At 59.3% G+C, this 4,672-nt stretch carries 4 protein-coding genes; 1 reads left to right on the top strand and 3 read right to left on the bottom strand.

Going from position 1 to position 4,672, the window contains the following annotated elements; translation table 11 throughout:
• The 3 genes from VL598_RS05580 to VL598_RS05590 all read right to left on the bottom strand — a co-directional run.
• Window positions 1-960: MFS transporter (locus VL598_RS05580; protein WP_325325702.1), on the bottom strand; the 960-nt coding region annotated here is incomplete at its 3' end.
• A 387-nt stretch (window positions 961-1,347) separates the two neighbouring features.
• On the bottom strand, window positions 1,348-2,550 hold the full coding sequence (locus VL598_RS05585; RefSeq protein ID WP_325325703.1) for an alpha/beta hydrolase: 1,203 nt from the start codon (window positions 2,548-2,550) through the stop codon (window positions 1,348-1,350).
• 565 nt (window positions 2,551-3,115) lie between these two features.
• The gene (locus tag VL598_RS05590) at window positions 3,116-3,319 is read right to left on the bottom strand and encodes a cold-shock protein (protein WP_325325704.1); all 204 of its coding nucleotides are present in this window, start codon (window positions 3,317-3,319) and stop codon (window positions 3,116-3,118) included.
• A 450-nt stretch (window positions 3,320-3,769) separates the two neighbouring features.
• Between VL598_RS05590 and VL598_RS05595 the strand changes: the two genes are divergently transcribed.
• Window positions 3,770-4,672 (top strand): APC family permease (locus tag VL598_RS05595; RefSeq protein ID WP_325325705.1); only part of this gene is annotated, 903 nt, incomplete at its 3' end.

The raw sequence follows: 4,672 nt of genomic DNA on the forward strand, positions 1-4,672 counted from the left end.
GTGCGAGGCACTCACGTGGTAGAAGTCGGTCAGGACGAGCGCATAGGTGAAAAAGATCGCGTTGTAGAAAAAGGCTTGCGCTGTCATCAGTGCAAGGCCGACGAGCGAGCGCCGCCGGTGCATGGAAAAAAGCACGGTAAACACTTCGCGCAGTGAGGTATGGCTGCGTTTTACAAGCCGCAATGTGTACGTTTCTGCTGAAAGCGGCACACGTCCTTCGCGACGCGAGCGCGCTTCGATCTGCTCGACGATTTCACGGGCCAACTCCGGCTGGTTGTGCGTGATCAGCCAGCGCGGGCTCTCGGGGATCCACATCCGCATGAATACGATAGCGAGGGCCAGCGACGCGCCGATGAAAAATGAGACGCGCCAGCCAAGGTCGATTGGCATGAACCTTGGGTCGAGCAGCACGATCGAGCTTCCCGCGCCGAGCGCGGCTCCGATCCAGAACGTGCCGTTGATGGCGATGTCTGTCCATCCGCGCACGCGCGCTGGCGTAAATTCCTGAATCGTGGAGTTGATCGCCGCATATTCGCCGCCGATGCCGGCGCCGGTCAAAAAGCGAAACAAGACGAAACTCGCGAGATTCCACGAGCATGCCGTCGCGGCCGTGGCTACGATGTACACGCCAAGCGTCACGAAAAAGAGCTTGCGCCGGCCCAGACGATCCGTCAGCCAGCCAAAACCGAGCGCACCCAGCACCGCACCGGCGATGTATGCGCTACTGGCGATGCCCACATCGGAGTTCGAAAAGCGCAGCGTGGGGCTCGCTTTCAGTGCGCTCGCTACGGCGCCCGCCAGCGTGACCTCCAGGCCATCAAGAAGCCAGGTGATGCCGAGTGCGACGACGATCAGCGTATGAAAGCTCCCCCAAGGCAAACGATCGAGACGCGATGGCAGATCGGTCTCGATGACATCGGGCGGATGGGCCGCGAGCGGGGTTTCGGACTGCCGGTTCATGCGCGAACGTTTCTCCGGGCGAGGTGCGCTGCAGGCTATGAGCGTCTACAGTGCGTCGGCCGCAATCTACGTTCCCGACTCTCAGCGGGCGGCCTTCTTTGTTCCTCTGCTTACGAGCGCAAGAGAACTCCGCCAAGCGGAATGCCGTTCAGTTAAATTGGGCGGCAACTTCGTATTTAGCGCGTTGAGATCAGCGCGCGCCGGGCTGCGATGCGAGTTACTTCGATTGATCCGCCATGACGCATGCTTGGCGAGCGCTCCCTGCGCAGCCGAGATTTTGGGTTGCATCGCGCAAGGCTGCTGCTCGCAGTTTCTCCCCAGCATTTCGCTGGGGCTGCGACTTTGAGCTGCTCGCCAGGCCCGCCGGCCGGCGGGCCAAATTGCATATCAGTTGTTGGAGCCGCCGACCTTGCCACCGAGCCAATTGGCGATGACGCCGGCAATCTGATCGCTATTGCGCTCGAGCATCATCATATGGGCGTTGCCATGAATGCCGAGATCGGCGAGTCGCAAATGCTCGTTTGGTACGCCGGCCTGCGTCAGATATTCGGACGTGCATTGATCGTAGGTCGCGCGAAATGACGCCTCGCTCGTGACGATCACGATCGGGATTCCGGCAAGATTGGGCAGCTTGTGTGCAGGTGCCGCTTGTAGCCAGCATCGAATGAGCCCTGGGCCATCGGCCTCTTTCTGTTCGACGCGAGATAGCTGAGCCGGGTCGCTGACGGGAGGATCGTAGGTCAGGGGGACACGCGTGATGCCCCACGGGCGTTCCGGCTTCGTGCCGTAGCGATACCAGTCTTTGCCACCGACGAACGTCGGCTCGTAGAAAGGCGGCCCGTTCGGCTCCACGGCGACGATGGCCTTGACCAAGTGCGGACGTTCGTCGGCAATCTTCCATCCAATGGTCCCGGCTTGCGAGTGCGTGAGCAAGATGGCCGGGCCGATTCGATCGAGCAGCGCTGCGGCGGCTGCCGCATTGATCTCCTCAGTCTTCGGCACGTCGGTCATCGATTCGACTTGCGACTCCATGAATTGGTCGAACGTCGGGTTGCCCATCATGCCTGGGCCATCGGGCCACTGCGTATGTAGAGCGGCTTCCGGCCAGAGTTTGAATTGCTCTGGTGCCGTGTAAAGCTTCTCGGCGGTGAGGGCGGAGGCGCGGCGGTAGTCGCCATAGGCGGCGGGAATTTCACCGGAACGCGCACGCCCGGCTTGATCGACCACATAGACCTTGTAGCCCTGCCCGACGAAATAGTCAGCCCAGCCCCGGCGGCCGTCAGGTGTCCCCAGGAAGTTGGTACCAGTTTGGTCGGTACCGTGAAACATCACGATCGGGTACGGATGTTTGAGGACCGTCGGCACCTCGTATTGCACGAACATCTGTCCGACCATCCGTTGGTCCTGACCTTGCGTCGCATAATGCCCGCCGACATAAAAATAACCATGGTCGGCGAGGGCGAGCGCCGGTTTGGTCGTTGACGGATCAGCGTAGACCTTCTGGACCGTCTGGGCCATCGCCAAGCCGTCCAACAACAATGACATGCAACCAAGCAAGAGCAGTTTCTGTGCGAGCCGTCGACTCGTCATAAAGATCCCTATCAATAAGGTGCTTACGGGCGGTGCCGTTACATTGCGCTAGCGGCACTGTCCTCTTATCGGCAAAGAAAATGGGATTCTTGATTCGTTGATTCGTTGTGGCGTCGACAACGCAATTCGGGACCCAGCGTTGGCGCCATTTTTGTATGCAAAGCAGGGGACGTTGCAAGGAGCGCGTCGAACTGTTGGCTTTTCGGCGCGATGCGGTGCGGGAAACGGGAGGAATCCGGCACATGCCGAATAGCTGGAATGGCTCACGCTCGCCTGAGCAATGTTCGCCATTGGTCGATCAACAAGGTGCTCGACGATTTGCTTTTTGAGTCGGCGACGAGGCTGCGCCCATGAGGGAAGGGGGCTCACGCTAGCTGACGGCAAGTTGCCGGCCTGGCTGCGGCTCTTCGCGAGCGTTTGATTTGCCCAATGTAAAACGACCCGGTCACTCACGTGACTGGGTCGTCAGCCTCACCTCTACATCACGCCGTTCGGTACTTCAAACGAACCTTAACTGAAAGGCATTACCGCGGAGGCGGGTTTTGTGTCCGGTAGACGGGCAGTATTACACCGGCCGAATGTTGGCAGCTTGCTTGCCCTTCGGGCCAGTCTTCACTTCGAACGTCACTTTTTGGTTTTCTTGCAGGGTCTTGAACCCTTCGACGCGAATCTCGGAGAAGTGGGCGAACAGATCCTCGCCACCGCCGTCGGGAGTGATGAAGCCAAAGCCCTTCGCGTCATTGAACCACTTGACGGTACCGGTTTCCATATTACTAAATTCCTAAAAAAGACTGAAAAACTGGGGCGTAACCCCGGGGGCATGAAGATCAAGGAAGGGTATTAGGACAACCGAAGTACCTCGAGGGGCGAACCACGAAAGACCAATTCACACTCGCCGCTTGAAATCCTGCTCGGTGTCGTTATACGGCTAAACCGGGCAAAGGTCAACTCGAATAGGCCATCGACAGGGATATTCCCTACGCCGAAGCAGAATTTTCTGACGCCCCCATTGGCCTAAACGGCCACTTTTTGGGGTCCGATCAATGCTGTGTTTTTTTGAGATGGTGCAGCCGCTAGAATACGCGCGCGGCGGGCGGTGGCGACGGGTTGCGGCGGAGTCTTGCCGCAGCACCGAAGCGCCGGTTGCACCCCAAAAGGTGTGAGCCGGCCCTTCGCATTGCAGTTCGGGAAAACGTCCCCCAACCACCAAGGAGAAAACGTGAGGAGTGCTATTCAACGGAGTATCGGCCCCTTTGCCCTGATGCTGACCGGGCTCGGGTCGATCATCGGGTCCGGCTGGCTCTTCGGGGCATGGAAGGCGGCGACGATCGCCGGTCCCGCCGCCATTTGTGCGTGGATCATCGGCGCCGTCGTCATTCTCGCGATTGCGCTGACCTATGCGGAACTCGGCGCCATGTTTCCCGAGTCGGGTGGCATGGTTCGCTATGCGCGTTACTCGCATGGCGCGCTAGTCGGCTTCATCAGCGCATGGGCGAACTGGATCGCGATCGTCTCGGTCATTCCGATCGAGGCTGAAGCGTCGATCCAGTACATGAGCACGTGGCCTTATGAATGGGCGCATGCGTTGTTCGTCAACGGGTCGCTGTCCTCCACGGGCGTCTTCCTTTCGGCGTTGCTCGTCATCGTCTATTTCTTGCTGAACTACTGGGGGGCGAAAGTGTTCGCGCGTGCGAACACCGTGATTACCGTCTTCAAGTTCCTGGTACCCGCACTGACGGTAATTGGTTTGTTCGCCTCAGGCTTTCATGCCGAGAACGTCAGCTCAGCCGGCGGCTTCGCTCCGTACGGATGGTCCGCCGTCTTCACCGCCGTGGCAACGAGTGGCATCGTCTTCAGCTTCAATGGCTTCCAGAGTCCAGTCAACCTCGCTGGCGAAGCGCGTAACCCGTCGAGGAGCGTACCGTTCGCCGTGATCGGTTCGATCGTGATTGCACTCGTTATCTATGTGCTGCTGCAGGTTGCCTTTATCGGAGCCGTCAACCCCTCCGACGCCGCAAAAGGCTGGCATCACTTGACGTTTGCGTCTCCGTTCGCAGAGCTCGCGCTGGCGTTGAACCTCAACTGGCTCGCGTTGATGCTTTACGTCGATGCATTCGTAAGC

Source organism: Trinickia sp. (assembly GCF_035492435.1).
Taxonomy (GTDB): domain Bacteria; phylum Pseudomonadota; class Gammaproteobacteria; order Burkholderiales; family Burkholderiaceae; genus Trinickia.

What these genes read in the sequence shown, in the direction of transcription:
- VL598_RS05585 (WP_325325703.1), bottom strand. Translation starts at nt 2,550, where the DNA reads ATGACGAGTCGACGGCTCGCACAGAAACTGCTCTTGCTTGGTTGCATG.
- VL598_RS05590 (WP_325325704.1), bottom strand. Translation starts at nt 3,319, where the DNA reads ATGGAAACCGGTACCGTCAAGTGGTTCAATGACGCGAAGGGCTTTGGC.